This window comes from Streptococcus sp. HMSC10E12 (assembly GCF_001807855.1).
Taxonomy (GTDB): domain Bacteria; phylum Bacillota; class Bacilli; order Lactobacillales; family Streptococcaceae; genus Streptococcus; species Streptococcus salivarius.
Map to the genome: position 1 here is coordinate 97947 of NZ_KV791089.1, position 20961 is coordinate 118907.

Genomic DNA, 20961 nt, shown 5'->3' on the forward strand with positions numbered 1-20961 from the left:
GACTTTAGCTAACGCAATTGTGGCAGGGATTAAGCGTTACTATTCTATTTATAATTAATAGATTGAGAGAATCTTATGGTTCTCTCTTTTTTAATTTTTAAAGAGAGAAAACGCTTGCATAAATGAAAGCTAAATGGTATATTAAAAAACATGAAAACGTTAACAAAAGGAGTTTCTATGAAAAGAAATACTCAAGCTAATGATGGAAAAATCCTTCGTTATAGCCTTCGCAAGTACAAGTTAGGTTTGGCTTCTGTAACCATTGGAGCTATTTTTTTGAGCTTTTCTGCTGTTCAAGTCGTCAAGGCAGATGAAGCAGTATCAACGACCGAATCAAGCACACAGGTAGAACCAGCTGATTCGAGTCTTACTACCAGTGGTCTAGTAACTGAAACGCCAGCAGCTCCTGTAACAGCTGAGAGTACCTCTGTTTCCAAGGCAAATGAGCCAGTTTCTCTTCCAGAAGAAAATACTAGCCCTACTGAGACTACCAAGCTAACTGAAACTAGCGAAAACACGCCAAAAACAGTAAGTACTAATAATAGTCAAGCTCTTACGAATGCGTCTGAAAATCCTATTGCTGAGGGGACTATTCGCTTGCATTTCCAAGAGTTGCCAAGTCAAGACAAGTCGTCTCTTGGTCTTTGGACTTGGGATGATGTTGAGACACCATCATCTCAGAAGGGGGCCTGGCCGACAGGGGCAACCTCATTTGCTGAAGCTAAACAGGATGATTATGGTGTCTATTTAGATGTGAAGTTGTCTTCAACACCTAAAAAACTTAGCTTCTTGATTAATAATGCCGCTGGAACGAACCTTTCAGGGGATAAAGCAGTGGAAATTCTTAGCCCTCAAATGAATGTGGCCTGGATTGACAAAGATTTCCAAGTTTACAGCTATCAACCTATCCCTCAAGACCACGTTCGTATCAATTATTTCCGTACGGATGGCGACTATAGCAATAAGTCTGTCTGGTATTGGGGTGATGTTAAGGACGCTCCAAGCAATTGGCCTGATGGTGTCAATTTCCAACCGAATGGTAAGTATGGTGCCTACTTAGATATTCCACTAACACAAGCGGCAAAATCGATAGGATTTTTACTCTTAGATGAGAGTAAAACTGGAGATGATGTGAAAATTCAACCAAATGATTATAAATTTAGTGACTTGAAAAAATCTCGTCAGCTTTTCGTACGAGATACTGATCCGACAGTCTACACCAACCCTTACTTTGTCAAGGATGTGCGTTTGACTGGGGTTCAGCAGCTTAGTCCAAGCAAAATCGAACTTAGCTTCACCAACTTAGACGAGGTCTCATCTGAGGATATTCTTAAAGACCTTAAGGTGACGGATAAGGATGGTAACAGTGTCACTCTTAAACAGCTTGACTTGGATGCTAAACTTAAAAAAGCTACTTTAACAGGTGATTTTGCTGCAGAAAATCTGCCTTACAAGGTCACTTTGGGCAGTGATAGTTTTAAAACATCTGAGAGCTGGCAATTAAAGGATGCCCTCTACAGTTATGATGGTGAGTTGGGTGCTCGACTAGAAGAAAATGGTACTAAGGCACATGTGACACTTTGGTCACCAAGTGCTGATCAAGTAGACATCATTGTCTATGATAAGAATAATCAAGACAAGGTGCTGGCTGAACACGCTCTAAGCAAAGGCCCTAGAGGTACTTGGCAAGCTGACCTCCTTGCGACTGATTTTGGCCTTGAAAACTTAACTGGTTATTTCTATCAATACCGCATTAAACGTGGAGATCAGTCAGTAATTGTTCTTGATCCTTATGCGAAATCTCTGGCAGCTTGGAATAGTGACGATGCCAACAAGGGACCTGAACACAAGATTGCCAAGGCTGCCTTTGTAGATCCTGCTAATTATGGACCAAAAGACCTTGACTACGCTAAGATTCCTAACTTTAAATCTCGAGAAGATGCCATCATTTATGAGGCTCATGTCCGAGATTTCACCTCTGACAAGGCTATCTCAACTGAATTGAGGCACCAGTTTGGTACTTTTGCAGCCTTTGCGGAGCGTTTGGATTATCTTAAAGACCTTGGGGTTACTCATATTCAGCTTTTGCCAGTATTGAGCTACTATTTTGTTAATGAATTGCAAAATGGCAAGCGTTTGGCTGCCTATGCATCAAGCGATAGTAACTACAACTGGGGCTATGACCCACAAAACTATTTCTCTTTGACGGGTATGTATTCTGAAAACCCTAGTGATCCAGCTAAACGTATTGAAGAATTCAAGAATTTAGTTGCAGCTATCCATGCCCATGGTATGGGTGTTATCTTGGATGTGGTTTACAATCATACAGCCAAGACAGCTATTTTTGAAGACCTTGAGCCAAATTACTATCACTTTATGGATGCTGATGGCACTCCTCGTTCGAGTTTTGGAGGCGGTCGTCTAGGTACGACTCACTATATGAGCCGTCGTGTCTTGGTGGATTCCATTGCTTATTTGACTAAGGAATATAAAGTAGATGGTTTCCGTTTTGATATGATGGGTGACCATGATGCTGAAAGTATCGAGCAAGCATACAATACTGCACGCGCCCTTAATCCAAATCTCATTATGCTTGGTGAGGGTTGGGTGACTTATGCTGGTGATGAAAATAGCCCTGTTCAGCCTGCCGATCAGTCTTGGATGAAAGACACAGATACCGTAGCTGTATTTTCAGATGATATTCGAAATACCCTCAAATCAGGTTATCCAAACGAGGGAACACCGGCCTTCATCACAGGTGGAAAACGTGATATTAATAAGGTTTTTGATAATATCAAGGCACAGCCAACTAACTTTGAGGCTGATGCACCAGGAGATGTTATTCAGTATATTGCTGCTCATGATAATTTGACCCTTTTTGATATCATCGCCCAATCAATCAAGAAGGATCCAAGCAAGCCTGAGAATAATGCTGAAATTCATCGTCGTTTGCGTCTAGGAAACCTCATGGTCTTGACTGCTCAGGGAACACCATTTATTCACTCTGGTCAGGAATACGGCCGCACCAAACAGTTCCGTGATCCTGCCTACCGTTATCCTGTATCTGAGGACAAGGTGCCGAACAAGTCGCACCTCTTAGTTGATGAAAAGGGCAATCCATTTGATTATCCTTACTTCATCCATGATTCTTATGATTCAAGTGATGCGGTTAACCATTTTGACTGGACTAAGGCGACTGATAGCCAGGCCTTCCCAGAAAATACGAAAACGCGTGCCTTTACCAAAGGGTTAATTGCCTTACGTAAGTCGACGGATGCCTTCAATTTCAAATCAAAAGCAGATGTGGATGCCCGTGTGACACTATTGACGGTTCCAGGTCAGGACAATGTCGCTCAAGAAGATTTGGTATTGGGATACCAAACTGTTGCTTCGAATGGAGATCGTTACCTTGTCTATGTCAATGCTGATAGCAAGGCTTGTCAGTTTGATTTGAGCAAGATTACAAATGGCCTATCTTATATGGTTTTGGCAGATGGCAGTCAAGTCAATTTATCTGGAATTAGTGAGTTATCAGGTGTGACAATCAACAATCACATCTTGACCTTGGACCCACTAACAGCGACTATTATTCGTTTGACTAATGCTCAGACGCCAACTGAGGCAGTAGATCAGCCTTCTGAAAAGACCGGGTCATTTGGTGGTAAAGATACTGAAGCAACTAAAGCAAATGTCAAGGCTTCAGGTAAAGAGGACCTTGTCGGAGATGCTGAACTTGTTAATCGTGACAATGGTCAGGCTAAGACTGAAGCTAGTCGTCAGACTGATAAACAACTGCCATCCACTGGTGAAAAGACAAATCGTGGACTCTTTTTAGCAGGTCTTCTAAGCATCCTTAGCCTAGGATTCCTTAGAAAACGACGGATGAAATAAATAAGTGACAACAGGTTATTTCCTGTTGTTTTCTTTTATTTAGAATCATTCTTATCTGCTCTTTAGAATAGTTCTTAAATAGCCTAAAACCGTTGACAGTGCTGGTTTCTTCTGTTAGTTTAGATATGTTCTCTTACATACGAGAGATCATTATTGACTTATCATCGTTCGTTCTTTATTAATGATAAAACGACGATTCACATATATAACGACAAATGTCGAACACTATCTTGAAAATAGGAGACATTCATGAAAAAACTTAGCAAACTTGGTGTTGTTCTTTTGGCATCAGGACTTTTATTGACGGCTTGTGCCAAATCTGGTAATTCAAGTAATTCAAGCTCAACGAGCTCAAAACTCACAGCCAGTGAGCAAAAGCAATTGAAGCAGGCGACAAGTGATTATAAGACTTTCGTAGAAGGCGAAATTGATCAGCTTTTGAAAGATACTGAAGGATTCAGTGAAACCCTCAAGTCAGGAAATCTTGAAGAAGCTAAGAAACAATACCCATTGATTCGTATGGCTTACGAGCGTTCAGAGCCGATTGCAGAAAGCTTTGGTGAGTCTGACGTGAAAATCGACTACCGTTTGGTTGATTACATGGACGAAAATAAATCAGAAGACGGTTGGTCAGGGTTCCACCGTATCGAACGTATCATGTGGCAAGACAACACGACAGAGGGTACAGATGCCTATGTAGATCAATTGGTTAACGATATTAAGGAACTCAAAGCTAAAATTGCAACTGTTAAAGTTACTCCAGATATCATGTTGACAGGTGCTGTTGACCTTCTGAACGAAGTAGCAACTCAAAAGATTACAGGTGAAGAAGAGGTCTTCTCACATACTGATCTTTACGACTTCCGTGCCAATATTGAAGGGGCAGAAAAAATCTTTGAACTTTTCAAGCCGTTGATCCAAAAGAAAGATGCTAAACTTGTGAAGACTCTGGAAACTGAATTCAAGAATGTGAATGGTCTTTTGGACAAACACATGACTGATGAGAAAAACTATAAGTCTTATACAGATTTGAGTGAGGCAGATACTAAGGAATTGGCCGAAGCTGTAACTAAACTTGGTGAACCATTATCACAAATGGGTGTTATCCTAGATGGGAAATAAGAAAAATGACTGACGAAAAATTTTTAGATCAAAAAATGGACCGTCGTGAATTTCTTAAAAAAGCAGGTATTGGAGGGGCTGGGCTTGCGCTTGGTCTTTCTGGTGCATCTGCTTTTTTCGCTAATCAGGATAGTTCAAGTAAAAAGGCTTATGATGGTGATGAAGATATTAGCTTCTTTGGCAAGCACCAGGCTGGGATTACGACTCCTATGCAGAAGGCTTGCTACTTGGTGGTGCTAGATCTTCATACAACCGATAAAAAAGAAGTCATCCAGCTTTTTAAAGACTGGACCGATTATAGTAGTAAATTGGTTGAAGGAGAGTTAGTCAAAAAAGACGGTTCTAATGCCCTCTTGCCTCCTACGGATACAGGCGAAACGGTGGGACTCAATCCCTATCGCCTGAGTTTGACTTTTGGAGTTTCGGCTGATTTTCTTAAAAAACTTGGTTTAGAATCCAAACGTCCTAAGCTCTTCCGTGATTTGCCTCCATTTCCAAAGGAGCAGTTGCAGGACAAGTATACGGGCGGGGATATCGTGATTCAAGCCTGTGCGGACGATGAACAAGTAGCTTTCCACGCTATCCGCAATCTGATTCGTAAAGGTCGTAATAAAATCACCATGAAGTGGAGCAAATCAGGGTTTGCAGCTATCGGAGACCGCAAGGAAACGCCTCGAAATCTTTTTGGTTTCAAGGACGGTACTGCCAATGTTACGACAGAAAAGGAATTCGACAAGGTTGTCTGGACTGATAGTCAAGATTGGATGAAGGGTGGTTCTTATATGGCTCTTCGTCTGGTACAGATGCATTTGGAGACTTGGGATCGTACCAACTTGCAGGAGCAGGAAAACACCTTTGGTCGTTACAAGGAATCAGGCGCTCCCTTTGGTAAGAAAGATGAGTTTGACGAAGTAGATTTGTCAAAATTACCAGTCGATTCGCATGTGCGTTTGGCAAAAGAAGTAGACCTTCCTATCTTACGTCGTTCATATTCTTATTCAGATGGCATTGATGAGAGAACTGGCCAGTTTGATTCAGGTTTGATTTTCATTGCCTACCAGAAGGATCCAGACCGTTTTGTTAAAATTCAGACCAATCTTGGTGCTGTAGACAAGATGAACGAGTACATCACCCATATCGGAAGCGGGCTCTTTGCTTGCTTTGCTGGGGTGGAGAAAGGAGGCTACCTTGGTCAAGCACTCTTTGAATAAACTCATCGTTTTACTTGGGCTTTTAGCCTTATTCTGGACCTATCCAGTAGCTGCTGAATCATACAGTGACCTCTATATCAAAATTACAGATGCGACAACAGCTGTTCAAAATAAAGATCAAGCTAAAGCTAAGGAATTGGTTGCTGAGATTAAAACTGATTTCGAAACTAAAGAAAATCATGATTCCAAGGCTGGTAAAAAAGTTAGCAAGGCTCTTGATATTAAAGGTGACGTGACAGAAGAAGACCTAACCTCTATCTCGTCAGCCCTTCTTAAATTTGAGAAAGAGCAAAATCCTGTTGACTTGGATGCCGAAAAGGAAAAACTTGAGACCCGTCTCAATCCTTATTTCAAGAATTTACAGGATGCCATTACGGCTAAAGACCTAGCTGAGACCCGCAAAACTTATGGCGAATTGAATAATGCTTGGACGCGAAATGAAGCTGTTGTCCGTGACCACAGTGCTGCCTACTACGGCAAGATTGAGACGGCTATTTCACTTTTGCGAAGCAGTATTGAGACGGAGCCTACTGATTTCACCAGCATCCAGTCATCCTATGATGATCTCAAGGGTGGGATTGATGACTTTATCAAGGGCGTCCCTCTTGATAGCACAAGCTCAAGTTTAACCCTAAAAGATGGTATTAAGCTCTTGGAAAAAGCTCTCGGTCAATTCCAATCAGGTGATGAAAAAACGGCTGCGGCAACTATGAAGAAGTTCATCACTATCTGGCCAACCATTGAAGGTGACGTGAGCACGACTAACCCAAGCCTCTATACGCGCGTGGAGAGTGAAACACCGGTTATCATGGTTAAGGGGAAAGAAAAAGCTTATCAGGACAAACTGCAAGCCTTAATTACAGACCTATCAGCTATCGATACCAGTGCTTCTTATAATGCATTTGATGCCATGTTGATTCTCTTGCGTGAAGGGATCGAAGCCCTCCTCATTGTTATGGCCCTTGTGACAACTCTTAAGGCAGCCAAGATGCGTAAGGGTCTCAAATGGGTTTATGGTGGAGCCATTGCTGGTGTTCTTGCCAGCGCACTTATAGCTGTTATCTTACAAGTTGTCTTTCCAGCTGTGACCTCAGGGGCTAACCGTGAAATTATTGAGGGTGGCGTTGGTATCTTTGCAGTTGCGATGATGATTTTGATTGGTATTTGGCTTCATAGCAAGTCTTCAGTCAAACAGTGGAATGACTTTATGGACCGTCAGATGAAGACAGTGACGGCTACTGGAAGTTTTGTATCCATGTTTGCCCTTAGTTTCTTGGCTGTCTTCCGTGAAGGTGCCGAGACCATTCTTTTCTATGTTGGTATTATCCCACGTATCACGACAGCTAATTTCTTGATTGGTATTGCTTTAGCCATTGCAGTTCTTGTTATTATTGCTGTGGCTATGACTAAAGCTAGTCACCATATTAAACCGCATCGTATCTTCTTTATTTTGACTTGGTTGATTTATGCCTTGGCCTTCAAGATGCTCGGTGTCAGCATTCATGCTCTTCAGTTGACTAATATGATGTCCAATCATTTGATTAGTGGTTTCCCAACCATTGATTGGGCTGGTATTTATCCAAGCTGGGAAGTCCTAATTCCACAACTTATTTTTATTGCTATTATTGCCTTTGTAACGGTGAAACAGCATGGCAAGAAGTAAGGACGAGATGACCATTGTTGAGCATCTGGTGGAATTTCGAAGACGTTTTATTGCAGTAGTGATTTGCTTTTTCCTAGTTTTCTGTATCACTCTGTTGTTTGCCGGAGAGCTCTATGCTTATCTGACTAGAGGATTTGATAAGCCCTTATTGGTTCTAGGACCTAACGATATTCTCTGGATTTACATTAACTTAGCCAGCCTTATGGCTTTTACGGTCACCTTGCCTTTTACTACCTACCAGATTTGGCAGTTTGTGAAACCTGGTTTGAGGGACAATGAAGCGCGTGCCATTTTTGCCTATATTCCAGCAACTTTTGTCTGTTTTGTATTGGGTTTGGCCTTTGGTTATTATTTTGTTAGTCCGGCTATCTTAGAAGTGCTTTTAAAACTAGGTGAAGGACTCTTTGATACACAAATTACAGCACAAAACTACCTTAGTTTTTTACTGCATACGACAGTGCCTCTAGCTGTTCTCTTTGAACTTCCCGTAATTGTGTGTTTCTTAACGTCCATTGGCATTTTGACACCAGTATTTCTGGCACGCTATAGACGCTATGCTTACTTTATTCTCTTGGTTTTGGCAGTTGTTTTGACACCAGCCGACTTTATTAGTGACTTGGCTATGACTGCTCCCTTAATCTTGCTCTATGAAGTTAGCGTAACTCTTAGTAAGCTGATTTATAAACGTAAACAAAGAAAATATAAAGATAAATAGAAAGGAGATCTCATGGGAATTCTACGTGATATCGGAGCTCCAGGACTTATCATTATTGTCCTAGGAGCCCTCCTCATCTTTGGTCCTAAACGCTTGCCAGAACTCGGTCAATCTATCGGTAAAATGCTAGCCGAATTTAAAGCAGCTGTAAATAAGACTGATGAAGATAAAAAGGATCAAGAGACTGGGAAGAAAGACTAGTTCCTAGATACTCTATTTTCTTGACAATTCTAAGCTTTTATGACATAATACACCTGTATTGAATAGTAAGTCTATATCATAGGCAAGAAAAGACCCCAAGCTAACTTCCACATAAGCTCGGGGTCTTTTTTAGCACTATCTATCCTTGTTTAACCACTTGTCGATTAGACGAAGGATAACACCGACCACAATAGGTCCGATGATAGTTTTGAATAGTAAATCCATCATAGGCAAACTCACCTCCCTTCGTAGGCGGTGTCGAGGTGCCAAAGGATATTATATCATAGATTGAGAGAGTTATGTTTAGTGAGTGTCAGGAAATAAAAGTTAGAATGTGGTTTAATCATGCCAAACAAAAAATCAGCCTCTTGAGCTGATTTTTTTATCTTACAAACTGATACGTTTTTCTGTCTCAGCGTCGAAGAAATGACCTTTTGCAACGCTGAAAGTAAGATTTACTTTTTCACCTGGATTGTGGAAGTCACGCGCATCAACACGGGCAGCAAATTCAGTTTCTCCAAGTTTTAGGTAAAGCATTGTTTCTGCACCAAGAAGCTCTGAAACGACGACTTCAGCATCTACATTGGCATCTGGATATACTTCTTGAACGATTGGACGGCTTGAAACATCTTCAGGACGGATACCAAAAATTACTTCTTTGCCTTGATAACCTGTTTCTTTCAAGATTTTAGCTTGACCTTCAGAAATTGCAATATCCAAGCCTTCAGAGTTAGTGATACGATTGCCGTCAACCTTAACATTGAAGAAGTTCATAGCAGGACTTCCGATAAATCCAGCAACAAATTTGTTGGCTGGTTCATTGTAAAGTTCCTGAGGTGTACCAATTTGTTCGATACGGCCGATAGTACCAGAACCATCAGGATTTTTAGTAGAACTCATGATAACGATACGGTCAGCAAGAGTCATGGCTTCTGTTTGGTCGTGAGTAACATAGATGGTTGTTGCGCCAATATTACGAGTAATTTTAGCAATTTCAGCACGCATAGTGACACGAAGTTTAGCATCCAAGTTTGAGAGAGGTTCATCCATGAGGAAGACTTTAGCATCACGAACGATGGCACGTCCCATAGCTACACGCTGACGTTGACCACCAGAAAGGTCTGCCGGCTTACGATCTAAGAACTCAGTCAACCCAAGGCTAGCAGCAGCTTCACGCACACGTTTGTCGATATCGTCTTTTTTATATTTACGAAGTTTAAGACCAAAGGCCATATTTTCATAAACAGTCATGTGTGGGTAAAGTGCGTAGTTTTGGAATACCATGGCAATGTCACGGTCTTTTGGTGATTTGTCATTAACCACTTCACCATCAATATAGAGTTTACCTTCAGTGATTTCTTCAAGACCAGCAACCATACGGAGAGTTGTTGATTTACCACATCCTGAAGGACCTACGAAAACGATAAATTCCTTGTCTTTGATGTCGATACTGAAATCTTCAACAGAGTAGTGAGTTGCATTTGGGTATTTTTTGTAAATTTTATCCAGTTTAAGAGTTGTCATATCATTTATCCTTTATTATTTAACTGATCCGCCGGTTACACCTTCAACATAGTATTTCTGCATGAAGATAAAGAGAAGGGTGATTGGGATGGCGATGATAATAGCACCTGAGGTAAATGGAAGGAACCATTCATTGATAGCGTCTTGGTTAAGCATTTGGTAGAGTCCAAGGGCAACGGTATATTTATCTTTAACGTCACCAAGGATAACAGATGCAAAGATGAAGTCTACCCAAGGTCCCATGAAGGCCATGAGGGCAGTGTAGACGATGATTGGTTTAGAAAGTGGCAAGGTAATCTTGGTAAAGATTTGAAGACGAGTTGCCCCATCAATCATTGCTGATTCATCCAATGAGTAAGGAATGGTATCAAAGAAACCTTTTGCAATGTAGAAACCAAGAGCTGCCCCAGCAGAATATACCAAGACCAAAGATGTCAAGGTTTGTGTCAAATTGAGGGCCTTCAAAATGTAGTAGACCGCAATCATTGACATGAATCCAGGGAACATGTTAAGTACAAGTGCCAATTTCAAGAAGCCATTTCTGTGTTTGAATTTAATACGGCTAAGTGAGTAGGCCATACCTACGGTAATCAAAGTTGAGAGGATACATGTACATGTGGCAACGATGAAAGTATTGATGAACCATTTTCCAAATGGGTAAGCATCGCTGGTAAACAGTTTAATGTAGTTATTAAATGTGTAAGTCTTAGGGAAGAAGTAAGGCACCGCATTAGCTCCTTCACCACGGAAACTTGTAAGGAAGATCCAAATAATAGGAATCAACCAGATAACAGCTAGAACTGTCAATAGAATATAAGTACCAGTTAGGTAAAGATTTTTCTTACGTTTCATTATTTAGCAGCCCCTTCCTTGAATGAAGATGATCTTGTGTAGGCCAAGAGACTGAATGTTGCAGAGATGGCGAAAATCAAGATACCGATAACAGATGCCAAGTTGTAGTCTTTAGCGCTAACAGTCAGTTTGTAGAGCCAAGTTACCAAGAGGTCAGTTGAACCCGCTTGATAGTATTCAGAGTTAGTAGGTCCACCACCAGTAAGGAAGTAGATAACGTTGAAGTTATTGATATTACCGATGAATTGTTGAATCAACGATGGTGCCATGATCAAGAGAATTTGTGGGAAAGTGATGCTCTTGAAGATTTGGAATTTGCTTGCTCCATCAATTTCAGCAGCTTCAATCTGCTCAGTTGGCAAGTTCATGATGATACCAGTTGCAACCAACATTGTGAACGGAATACCAATCCACATATTAACAAAGATAATAGAGAACTTAGCCCAGAGAGGGTCAGTCAAGAATGGAATTGGTCCATTAGTGAGATGTAAGGTTTGAAGCAAACCATTCAAAGGACCATGGTCATTAAGGAAATTACGCATCAAAAGAAGGGATACGAACTGAGGAACGGCGATAGTGATAACAAAGAGTGTACGCCATACTTTCTTGAATTTAAGCCCTTTAGTGTTGAGCAAGAGAGCAAGGACAATACCGAAGAAGAAAGTTGTTGCTGTTGCAGCAACTGCCCAAATCAAGGTCCATGTCAAAAGTGGGAAGAAAGTACCAGCCATACGACCTTGCAAAACCTCACCAAAACTTGAGAAACCAACCCAGTCAAAGAGTGATTTAGGTGCTGGGTGATTGTGGTCAAAGTTAGTAAAGGCCAAACAAATCATGTAGATCAAAGGCAAGATTGTGAAGAGCAAAACTCCAATCAATGGTACAGTCATAAGTCCCATGTGGAAACGACCATCAGCTAAGGTCTTGAAGTCTTCGATAAAGTTGGGAACTTTACGTCCAGACTGTTTGAGAGCCATGAGATGGCGAGCACTCTTAAGATTACACCAATAAATATAAGCAAAAACTGCACAGAAGATTAATGATGCAAGTCCAAAAATCAACATAAGCATTGAATTATCTCCAGCGACCTGAACAGTAAGCTTAACCCCATTAACCTCTTTGATAGCTTCACCCTGTTCTTGAGTCCCCAAGGTAATCATACCTTTAAGCGCAGGGATGATTTGAATAACGAAGGCTACTAAGAAGGCAATCTCAGAAAGGAGGAAGAGCAAGCCCTTGGTGAACTGTTTGTTGACCAAGTTTGCCAAACCCATTACCAGAAAGGATAATTTGACATCCCATGTACCTTCTTTGAAGACCTGGCGCATAGGAGTTGTGTCGTAGATTGTTTGTGACATAGATATCTCCTCAGATAAATGTTTAATTAGTGATAGATAAAGAGGCTAGGAACCTGACCTGCCTCTTTACCTTCTCATAGTTAGGATTCTTATTTAGCTGCTGCCAAATCTTTATCAAATTGTTGTAATTTAGTAAGGAATTGGTCTTCCTTGATTTTACCGTTATATGCATCACTCATAAGAGCAGCACTTTCAGTCCAGAAGACTGACATTTGACTAAGTTTAGGCATAACAGTTGTGTACTGATCAGATGAACCCATAGTGATTACAGCTTGTGCAAGTGCATCCTTTTGAACAGCTTCAGAAGATTGAACTTCTTTGTTAGCTGGGATGATGTGACGGTCTTCATTAGTGAATTGGTTATTTTGACTGTCTTTGCTTGTCAAAGCTTGTGCCAATTGGTAAGAAGCAGCGATACGTTCTGCGTTACCTTTAGATGGTGTTTGGTTAACTGCGTAAAGTTTAACACCCATGAAGGCTTTTTGTTGAACGTCTTGACCACCGATATTAACTGTTGGGTAAACAGCAACACCAAGATTGTCTTTACCAACAGCTTTAGCAGCTGCAGCGTAGTCCCATGGTCCTGATTGGAAAGCATCAACAGAACCATCTTCGAATTTAGCCATCATATTAGCTGAATCAACATTGACAAATCCTTTATTGTCTTTTTGAGCTGCGATGAATTTAAGAACATTCACACCAGCTTCGTTACCCCAGTTAGTACCTTTCACATCTTCACCGTTAGGACCAAAGAGTGTGTCACCAACAGAAAGGAAGAGAGGAGCAGTTACATAAGCATTAACTTCTTTCAAGTTGCTACCAAATTTAGCTTTAGAAGTGATTGTTTCATATGATTTCACATCTTCTTCATTAAGTTTAGATTTGTTGTAGTATGTAACTTGAGTTTCGATACCGTATGGGAAGGCGTAAGTTTTACCTTTGTATTGAGCACCTACAGCAGCTTGTTCAGTATCTTGCTCAGCAATTTCTTTTGAGTATTGCTCTGGGATTTCTTGGATAGCTCCAGCGTCTACCAATTTACCGAGTTGGTCATGTGGAAGTGAGAAGACATCTGCAGCAGTAGAAGCATCCTTAGTCAAGTTTTCTTGAGCATTTGGATCTTCCATTTCAACCATATCAACTTTGTAACCAGATTTCTTTTCAAACTGTGCTACTGTATCTGAGTAAGATTTCTTAGCACCAGTTGGTACCCAAAGTTTCAAAGTCTTGCTATCTGAACTTGAGCTCTTGCTTGAGTTTGACCCACAAGCCACCAAGAGCGACCCAGCCACGAGAAGTCCAGCACTACCAAGTAATACCTTTTGCCATTTTTTCATTTCTATTTCCTCCAGAAATTTAGTTTACGATAAACATTATGCAACCGTTTCCACAATCTGTCAAGTATTTTATAAAAAAAAATTTTAACTTTGTGCAAACGATTGCAAAACTAAATTGTTTCGGTTATAATTGTTCTTGTATTTTACGACTATAAATATTTATGAGAATGAGAGGAAAATAATGGCTACAATTAAGGATGTTGCCCAAAAAGCAGGAGTAAGTCCTTCAACGGTTAGTAGGACCTTAAAAGATAATCCAGCCATTTCTGAAGAAACAAAAAACAAGGTGCGGGCGGCTATGGATGAATTAGGTTATGTCCCCAATCTTGCAGCTCAGATGTTGGCAACTGGCTTAACTCATAGTTTAGGTGTGATTCTTCCTCCTTTGGCGAATAGAGAAAATATCAGTCAACCCTTCTATATGGAAATTCTAACGGCTATCAATGAAGAAGCAAGTCGCAATTCTCAGGTCGTCAGTATTGCCACAGGTGCTAGTTTGGATGAATTGGTTAAACAAGTCGAACTCATGCATCGCCAAAAACGAGCTGATGGTTTCATTATTCTCTACTCTGAGAAGAATGATCCTGTTAAATCCTATCTCCTAAAAGAAAAAGTTCCTTTTGTCGTCATTGGAGCTGCAGGTGATACAAAAGATAAGGTTACCTACATCGATAATGACAATAAGGCCTTAGGTAAGGAAGCAGTGACTTATTTATCATCTCATGGTCATAAAAAAATAGGTTTTATTACGGATGACCTTTTTGGTCAAGTAGGACAGGAACGTTATCGAGGTTATAAAGAAGCAGCAGATGAACTAGAATTAGAAATCTTACCTGAACTTGTATTTTCATCTAAAACAATCGATAAGCTAAAGAAGGAATTAGATAGATTTTCTCCGACAGCTTTGATTGTCAAGGATGACCTTATCGCCCTTCGTCTCATTCAATGGCTAAACAATCAAGGAATTAGAGTACCTGAAGATTATGCTATCATTTCCTTCAATAATTCTACTTTTGCAGAAATCATGCATCCGTTCTTGACCACTTTTGATATTAATATCCAAGAACTTGCTAAAGAAAGTGTACAAAGTCTTAATGGACTCCTTAAGTCAACTAAGAACAAGTCACAGAAAGTCATCATTCCATTTAAACTTATAGAAAGAGAAAGCGTCTTAACGCATTCATAATATCTTAAGGAGAATCTAAGTAGTTGGTTAGTAAATTAGCCGGCTACTTTTTTATTTTATGTAAGATGACTATTTTCCGGAATTCACTAGAAGCCTCGGCTTAAAAACACTCTCTCAAATTGTAAGCGTTTGTTTTGCGAACAATTATTCAAGAAAAAATAAAAAAATTTCTATTTTTTTGCTAAAAATTCTTGACTAATGCAAACGTTTGCATTATAATCATAAGTGTAAAAAATAATTTGAGGTAAACTTTATGAACAAACGAGCAAGCGGTGTATTGATGCACATCACATCACTTCCAGGTGACTACGGGATCGGATCTTTCGGTCAAGCAGCCTATGACTTTGTTGATTTCTTGAAAGAAACAAAACAAACTTACTGGCAGATCTTGCCACTTACTACAACAAGTTATGGGGACTCACCTTATCAATCATTCTCTGCGGTAGCGGGGAATACACACTTCATCGATTTGGATTTCCTTATTCGTGACAAGTTTCTAACCAAAGCTGATGTTAAAGGCGCTGACTTTGGATCAGATCCAGAGTTTATCGACTATGCTAAAGTTTATGAAGCACGTCGCCCAATCCTTGAAAAAGCAGTAAAAGCTATCTTGGCAGATAAAAAAGAAGCTAAAAAATTCGAAGCTTTTAAAACTAAAAATGCTAACTGGTTAGCAGATTATGCTGATTTCATGGCTATCAAAGAACACTTTGATAACAAAGCGCTTCAAGATTGGGATGACAAAAAAGCAGTTAAACGCGATGAGGCAACTCTTGAAAAACTTCGCAAAGAACTTGCTGATGTCATCACTTACCACCAAGTAGTGCAATACCTCTTCTTTAGCCAATGGGCAGAACTTAAAGCCTATGCTAACAAAAATGGTATTCAAATCATTGGTGACATGCCAATTTACATCTCAGCTGATAGTGTTGAAGTGTGGACTCAACCACACCTCTTCAAACTAGATGCCGAATGTAAACCACGTTACATTGCCGGAGTTCCACCAGATAACTTCTCAGCTACTGGTCAACTTTGGGGTAACCCAATCTACGCTTGGGATAAACATAAAGCTGAAAATTATTCTTGGTGGGTATTCCGTATTCAAGAATCATTCAAACTTTATGATTACTTGCGTATTGACCACTTCAAAGGTTTCTCTGACTTCTGGGAAATTCCTGGTGGAGATGAAACTGCTGAAAATGGTGAATGGGTTCCTGGACCTGGTTATGACCTCTTCAAAGTGGTCAAAGAAGAATTGGGTGATCTTAAAATCATCGCCGAAGACCTTGGTAACATTGATGATAAGACACGTAAACTTCTTGCAGACTGTGGTTACCCTGGAATGAAGATTGTTCAATTTGGTTTCTACGATACTACTGGAAACAGCATTGACATTCCTCACGTATACACACAACATTCAGTTGCTTACACAGGTACACATGATAACGAAGTAATCAACGGTTGGTACGACAACTTGACGCAAGAGCAACGTGATTACACTGATGCTTACATCAACCGTCGTCAAGGTGAACCAATCACACGTGCTCTTCTTCGCACACTCTTTGCTACAGTAAGCAACACAGCTATTGCGACTATGCAGGATATCCTTGATAAACCTGAAAATAGCCGTACAAACTTCCCTAACACAGTTGGTGAAAACTGGAAATGGCGTATGCTCCCAGGTGAAATCACTGTCGACAAGAAAGAATTTTTGACAGACATTACAGAAAGATATAATCGAGGTAATAACTAAAATGGCTACATTTACACAATATGTTGAAGCAAAAAACAAAAATCTTAAGGACCTTTCAAACGAAGAAATCTACTATCTTTTGTTGGAATTCGTAAAAGAAGCAGCTGCCCCAAAACCTAAAAACGATAGCAAACGTAAAGTTTACTATATCTCAGCTGAATTCTTGATCGGTAAACTTTTGTCTAACAACTTGATCAACTTGGGCATCTACAAGGATGTTAAAGCTGAATTGGATGCTGCTGGTAAATCAATCAGCGAAGTTGAAGACGTTGAACCAGAACCATCTCTTGGTAACGGTGGTTTGGGTCGTTTGGCTTCATGTTTCATCGACTCTATGGCAACACTTGGCATCAACGGTGAAGGTGTTGGTCTTAACTACCACTGTGGTCTTTTCAAACAAGTCTTCAAAGACAACAAACAAGATGCAGAACCAAACTACTGGATTGAAGATCAATCATGGTTGGTACCAACTGATATCTCTTATGATGTTCCATTCAAAAACTTCACATTGAAATCACGTTTGGATCGTTTGGATATCTTGGGTTATAAGAAAGAAACTAAGAACTACCTTAACCTCTTTGACATCAATGGTGTGGACTACGATTTGATTGATAAAGGAATCACTTTTGATCAAGACGAAATCCAAAAGAACTTGACACTTTTCCTTTACCCTGATGACTCAACTCGTAAAGGTGAGCTCTTGCGTATCTACCAACAATACTTCATGGTATCAAACGCTGCTCAACTTTTGATCGACGAAGCTATCGAACGTGGATCTAACCTTCACGACCTTCCAGATTACGCTTACGTACAAATCAACGATACTCACCCATCAATGGTAATTCCAGAATTGATCCGTCTTTTGACAGAAAAACATGGATTTGAATTTGATGAAGCAGTAGCAATCGTAAGCAAAATGGTTGGTTACACAAATCACACTATCTTGGCTGAAGCCCTTGAAAAATGGCCTCTTGACTACCTTGAAGAAGTTGTTCCACACCTTGTTGTTATCATCAAGAAATTGGATGCTATCATTCGTGAAAAATTCGAAGATCCACGTGTTCAAATCATTGACAAAGACAACCGTGTTCACATGGCACACATGGATATCCACTTCTCTACAAGCGTTAACGGTGTAGCAGCACTTCACACAGAAATCCTTAAATCTTCTGAGTTGAAACCATTCTACGACCTTTACCCAGAACGCTTCAACAACAAAACAAACGGTATTACATTCCGTCGTTGGTTGGAATTCTCAAACCAAGAACTTGCTGATTACATCAAAGAATTGATTGGCGATGGTTACCTTACTGACGCAACTCAATTGGAAAAATTGGCTGCCTTTGCAGATGATCCAGCAGTTCACAAACGTTTAGCTGAAATTAAATACGATAACAAATTGTCACTTAAACGTTACCTTAAAGCTAATAAAGGTATTGATCTTGATGAAAACTCAATCATCGATACACAAATCAAGCGTTTCCACGAATACAAACGTCAACAAATGAACGCTTTGTATGTCATCCACAAATACTTGGAAATCAAAAAAGGAAACCTTCCAAAACGTAAAATCACTATCATCTTTGGTGGTAAAGCAGCTCCTGCCTACGTTATTGCTCAAGACATCATCCACTTGATCTTGTCACTTTCTGAACTCATCAACAATGATCCAGAAGTAAGCAAATACCTCAACGTTCACTTGGTTGAAAACTACAACGTAACAGTTGCTGAACACCTCATCCCAGCAACAGATATCTCAGAACAAATCTCATTGGCTTCTAAAGAAGCTTCAGGTACAGGTAACATGAAATTCATGCTTAACGGTGCCCTTACACTTGGTACAATGGACGGTGCCAACGTTGAGATTGCTGAATTGGTAGGACCAGAAAACATCTTCACATTTGGTAAAGATTCTGATACAATCATCGACCTTTATGAAAAAGAAGGTTATGTACCACGTGATTACTACGAAAAAGATGCTAACATCAAAGCAGCTGTTGACTTTATCGTAAGCGAAGACCTCGTTAAAGTTGGAGATAAAGAACGCTTGGAACGTCTCCGCAATGAACTTATCTCTAAAGACTGGTTCATGACATTGATTGACTTGGCTGAATACATCGACAAGAAAGAAGAAGTATACGCAGCTTACGAAGATCAAGATGCATGGAACAAAAAAGTTGTTTACAACATTGCTGAAGCAGGATTCTTCTCATCTGACCGTACAATCGAACAGTATGACAAAGACATCTGGCACACAAAATAATATTCTAGTTGCATAGAAGGAAAACAAGATCAGAAATGGTCTTGTTTTTTTGCATGAAAAAAACAGCCTATAGATAAATTAGCTGTATTTACATAAATAATGTTATGTTACCTATGAGTGATAATTCAGTATATCATTCATATAGGCTTCTTTATTTGATGAATCATAAGTTTTAGATGTTGTGTATTTTAGATAATGGATTTCATTTTTTGCATTTCTGGATTCTTCTTGTAAGTAAGAATCTGTAATGGTAATCTTAAAATCCTCGCTCTTCCCTGTTAAATCGAGGCTTAGTGGAAAATTTGTAAATTCATCTGAGTAAAAGGCCATTTTATAAAAGTTGTACCTGTCACCTCTAAATGAATTTAAGTGAGGGAATTGTATATGGTAGATGCCATTCCAATAATTTCCATACTCTCTAATTTCGTAGTTATCGAAGAATTCCTGAATTCTTTCTTTGTTAGCAAAATCCTTATCAAAGGTAACAAAGGGAGCCTGCCAATCCCAGAGTGGGATGTCTCCTTCATTTCCGTAGATAATATAGCTTTGCATTTTTCCTGATTTAGGATTTTTCATCTGAAAGTGGTACTCACTGACACCATCTATTTTTTACTATTATATCATGAAAATCCTTATACCTAAGGCGTCTTCGTGTACTTTGTCACCGTTTTACTTTATAATATAAGTATCACATTACAAGAGGAGACCTCATGAAATATATTGTAAACACATCAAATGATCCTGCCTATAATATTGCCTTGGAAGCCTATGCCTTTCGTGAATTGGTGAATGAAGATGAACTGTTCATTCTTTGGATTAACCGTCCAGCTATCATTGTTGGTAAACACCAAAATACCATTCAAGAGATTAACAAAGAATATACAGATGCTCATGGTATTAAGGTCGTTCGTCGTTTGTCTGGTGGTGGCGCTGTTTATCACGATTTGAATAACCTCAACTATACTATCATCTCTAATAAGGCAGATGAAGGGGCATTTGACTTTAAGACTTTCTCTCAACCTGTAATCGCAACACTTGCTGATTTGGGAGTTAAGGCTGAGTTTACTGGCCGTAATGACCTTGAAATCGATGGTAAAAAGTTCTGTGGAAATGCTCAAGCATACTATAAAGGGCGTATGATGCACCATGGTTGCTTGCTCTTTGACGTTGATATGTCCGTTCTTGGCCAAGCCCTCAAAGTCAGCAAAGACAAAATTGAATCAAAAGGTGTTAAATCTGTACGTGCTCGTGTGACAAACATCGTAGACGAATTGCCAGAAAAAATCACTGTAAATGAATTCTCAGATAAGATCTTGGAAAAAATGAAGGAATTTTACCCTGATATGACTGAATACGTCCTTTCTGAGGATGAATTAGCTAAAATCCAAGAGTCTTATGAGAAGCAATTCAATACTTGGGACTGGACATACGGTCAATCACCAGAATACACAGTAGAGCGTAACGTTCGTTACCCAGCTGGTAAGATCTCAACTTACGCCAATGTTGAGAATTCAATTATTAAATCCGTTAAGATTTACGGAGATTTCTTTGGTATCGGGGATGTATCTGATATTGAAGAGTTGCTGGTCGGTGTACCTTACGAGTACGAAGATGTCTTGGCTAAACTTAAAACCATTGACACAACACATTATTTCTCACGTATGACAACCGAGGAGGTTGCAAAAGCTATCGTAGCTTAATCATTGTTTGAACAATCTGGAAAACTCCAGGTTGTTTTTTCTTGGGAAAAATTCTATAAGTAAAAAATACGTTATAAAGATTTTTCAAAGTCAAAGAACAATAAAGATATTTTCAAAAATTGGTTTATGATTGATTTAGTGTGGTGTTGTGTATATCTGAATAGTAAACCTATAAAGCCGCTAAG

At 39.7% G+C, this 20961-nt stretch carries 16 protein-coding genes; 10 read left to right on the forward strand and 6 right to left on the reverse strand.

The genetic code is table 11. The features are described from left to right. Window positions 1-177 precede the first annotated feature (177 nt). The 6 genes from HMPREF3112_RS05240 (at window position 178) to HMPREF3112_RS05265 (ending at window position 8803) form a co-directional block, all read left to right on the forward strand. Entirely contained in the window at window positions 178-3891 is a 3714-nt protein-coding gene (locus tag HMPREF3112_RS05240) for a pullulanase (RefSeq protein ID WP_070438523.1), read from the forward strand. A gap of 249 nt (window positions 3892-4140) precedes the next feature. After that, entirely contained in the window at window positions 4141-5013 is an 873-nt protein-coding gene (gene efeO, locus HMPREF3112_RS05245; protein WP_002890936.1) for an iron uptake system protein EfeO, read from the forward strand. 5 nt (window positions 5014-5018) lie between these two features. Next, window positions 5019-6224, forward strand: coding sequence for an iron uptake transporter deferrochelatase/peroxidase subunit (efeB, locus tag HMPREF3112_RS05250; protein WP_070438526.1), 1206 nt, complete (start codon window positions 5019-5021; stop codon window positions 6222-6224). Continuing rightward, window positions 6202-7887 (forward strand): FTR1 family iron permease, encoded by a 1686-nt coding sequence (locus HMPREF3112_RS05255; protein ID WP_070438531.1) that lies wholly within the window; start codon window positions 6202-6204, stop codon window positions 7885-7887. Before efeB ends, HMPREF3112_RS05255 begins: the two co-directional genes overlap by 23 nt. After that, window positions 7874-8602: a twin-arginine translocase subunit TatC gene (gene tatC, locus HMPREF3112_RS05260; protein ID WP_049545999.1), complete on the forward strand. Its 729-nt coding sequence runs from the start codon at window positions 7874-7876 to the stop codon at window positions 8600-8602. The genes HMPREF3112_RS05255 and tatC overlap by 14 nt, the downstream gene beginning before the upstream one ends. Before the next feature lie 12 nt (window positions 8603-8614). Continuing rightward, window positions 8615-8803, forward strand: a complete 189-nt coding sequence (locus tag HMPREF3112_RS05265; RefSeq protein WP_002890941.1) for a twin-arginine translocase TatA/TatE family subunit — start codon at window positions 8615-8617, stop codon at window positions 8801-8803. Window positions 8804-8938: 135 nt separating this feature from the next. Here HMPREF3112_RS05265 and HMPREF3112_RS10970 read toward each other — a convergent pair whose 3' ends face one another. The 5 genes from HMPREF3112_RS10970 to HMPREF3112_RS05285 all read right to left on the reverse strand — a co-directional run bounded on the left by HMPREF3112_RS10970 (window position 8939) and on the right by HMPREF3112_RS05285 (window position 13874). Further along, window positions 8939-9031 (reverse strand): type I toxin-antitoxin system Fst family toxin, encoded by a 93-nt coding sequence (locus HMPREF3112_RS10970; protein WP_004182539.1) that lies wholly within the window; start codon window positions 9029-9031, stop codon window positions 8939-8941. Window positions 9032-9190: 159 nt separating this feature from the next. After that, a complete protein-coding gene (locus HMPREF3112_RS05270; protein ID WP_002890942.1) occupies window positions 9191-10327 on the reverse strand; it encodes an ABC transporter ATP-binding protein in 1137 nt (378 codons plus the stop codon). 15 nt (window positions 10328-10342) lie between these two features. Beyond that, entirely contained in the window at window positions 10343-11179 is an 837-nt protein-coding gene (locus HMPREF3112_RS05275; protein WP_021144180.1) for a sugar ABC transporter permease, read from the reverse strand. Further along, complete coding sequence (locus tag HMPREF3112_RS05280; RefSeq protein WP_061652462.1) at window positions 11179-12537, reverse strand: carbohydrate ABC transporter permease; 1359 nt, start codon at window positions 12535-12537, stop codon at window positions 11179-11181. Before HMPREF3112_RS05280 ends, HMPREF3112_RS05275 begins: the two co-directional genes overlap by 1 nt. Before the next feature lie 89 nt (window positions 12538-12626). Continuing rightward, window positions 12627-13874, reverse strand: a complete 1248-nt coding sequence (locus HMPREF3112_RS05285; RefSeq protein ID WP_070438533.1) for an extracellular solute-binding protein — start codon at window positions 13872-13874, stop codon at window positions 12627-12629. Window positions 13875-14055: 181 nt separating this feature from the next. Here HMPREF3112_RS05285 and HMPREF3112_RS05290 point away from each other — a divergent pair, with 181 nt between their 5' ends. The 3 genes from HMPREF3112_RS05290 (at window position 14056) to glgP (ending at window position 19076) form a co-directional block, all read left to right on the forward strand. Then, window positions 14056-15060, forward strand: a complete 1005-nt coding sequence (locus HMPREF3112_RS05290; RefSeq protein ID WP_022496652.1) for a LacI family DNA-binding transcriptional regulator — start codon at window positions 14056-14058, stop codon at window positions 15058-15060. Window positions 15061-15313: 253 nt separating this feature from the next. Continuing rightward, entirely contained in the window at window positions 15314-16813 is a 1500-nt protein-coding gene (malQ, locus tag HMPREF3112_RS05295) for a 4-alpha-glucanotransferase (RefSeq protein WP_070438536.1), read from the forward strand. A gap of 1 nt (window position 16814) precedes the next feature. Next, window positions 16815-19076 (forward strand): glycogen/starch/alpha-glucan family phosphorylase, encoded by a 2262-nt coding sequence (gene glgP / locus HMPREF3112_RS05300; protein WP_070438539.1) that lies wholly within the window; start codon window positions 16815-16817, stop codon window positions 19074-19076. A gap of 111 nt (window positions 19077-19187) precedes the next feature. On the opposite strand, the gene HMPREF3112_RS10975 is transcribed toward glgP, so the two are convergent. Then, window positions 19188-19652, reverse strand: a complete 465-nt coding sequence (locus HMPREF3112_RS10975) for a hypothetical protein (RefSeq protein WP_256262665.1) — start codon at window positions 19650-19652, stop codon at window positions 19188-19190. Between the two features lie 134 nt (window positions 19653-19786). Here HMPREF3112_RS10975 and HMPREF3112_RS05310 point away from each other — a divergent pair, with 134 nt between their 5' ends. Further along, the gene (locus HMPREF3112_RS05310) at window positions 19787-20776 is read left to right on the forward strand and encodes a lipoate--protein ligase (protein WP_048675812.1); all 990 of its coding nucleotides are present in this window, start codon (window positions 19787-19789) and stop codon (window positions 20774-20776) included. The last annotated feature ends 185 nt before the right edge of the window (window positions 20777-20961 follow it).